Origin of the sequence: Collinsella aerofaciens, assembly GCF_015555045.1 — a bacterium.
In the GTDB taxonomy this organism is placed as follows: domain Bacteria; phylum Actinomycetota; class Coriobacteriia; order Coriobacteriales; family Coriobacteriaceae; genus Collinsella; species Collinsella aerofaciens_W.
This window is the reverse complement of record NZ_JADNJQ010000061.1, coordinates 1-1,148: the sequence shown is the minus strand read 5'-3', so window position 1 is coordinate 1,148 and position 1,148 is coordinate 1. Positions and strand designations below refer to the sequence as shown.

Genomic DNA, 1,148 nt, shown 5'->3' with positions numbered 1-1,148 from the left:
CCCAAGAATATCATCGTCACGGGCGGCTGCGGCTTCATCGGCAGCAACTTCGTGCACTACGTGGTCAACAACCACCCCGACGTGCACGTCACCGTCCTGGACAAGCTGACCTACGCCGGCAACCCCGAGAACATCGCGGGGCTGCCCGAGGACAGGGTCGAGCTCGTCGTCGGTGACATCTGCGACGCGGAGCTGCTCGATAGGATCGTCCCCGGCCACGACGCGATCGTGCACTACGCCGCCGAGAGCCACAACGACAACTCCATCGCCGACCCGGAGCCCTTCCTGCGCACCAACGTCGAGGGCACCTTCCGCCTCCTGGAGGCCGTCCGCAAGCACGGCATCCGCTACCACCACGTCTCCACCGACGAGGTCTACGGCGACCTGGCGCTCGACGACCCCGCCAAGTTCACCGAGGAGACGCCGTACCACCCGTCCTCGCCGTACTCGAGCACCAAGGCGAGCTCCGACATGCTCGTGCGCGCCTGGACCCGCACCTACGGCCTGCGCACCACGATCTCCAACTGCTCCAACAACTACGGCCCCTACCAGCACGTGGAGAAGTTCATCCCCAGGCAGATCACCAACATAATCGACGGCGTGCGCCCCAAGCTCTACGGCCGCGGCGAGAACGTCCGCGACTGGATCCACACCGAGGACCACTCCTCGGCCGTCTGGGACATCCTCACGAAGGGCGAGATGGGGGAGACCTACCTCATCGGGGCCGACGGCGAGAAGAACAACATCACGGTCCTGCGCATGATCCTCGAGGCCATGGGCCGCGACCCCGAGGACTTCGACTGGGTCGCCGACCGTCCCGGCCACGACCGCCGCTACGCCATCGACTCGACGAAGCTCCAGCGCGAGCTGGGCTGGAGGCCGGCGCACACCGACTTCGCCGAGGGCCTGAAGCAGACCATCGACTGGTACGTCGAGAACGAGTCCTGGTGGCGCCCGGCCAAGGAGGCCACCGAGGCCCGCTACCGCGCCCAGGGGCAGTAGGAGGGGAGAGAGACATGGCAGACATCGCATTCGAGAAGGACCTCTCCGTGGCGGAGACCGGCATCGAGGGCCTCAAGGTCGTCGGCCTCGCCGTCCACGGCGACTCGCGCGGCTGGTTCAAGGAGAACTGGCAGCGCGCCAAGATG

At 66.7% G+C, this 1,148-nt stretch carries 1 protein-coding gene; it reads left to right on the top strand.

What is annotated here, in order from left to right:
- Positions 1-1,002 (top strand): dTDP-glucose 4,6-dehydratase (gene rfbB / locus I2E45_RS10315; RefSeq protein WP_229058950.1); only part of this gene is annotated, 1,002 nt, incomplete at its 5' end.
- Positions 1,003-1,148 lie beyond the last annotated feature (146 nt).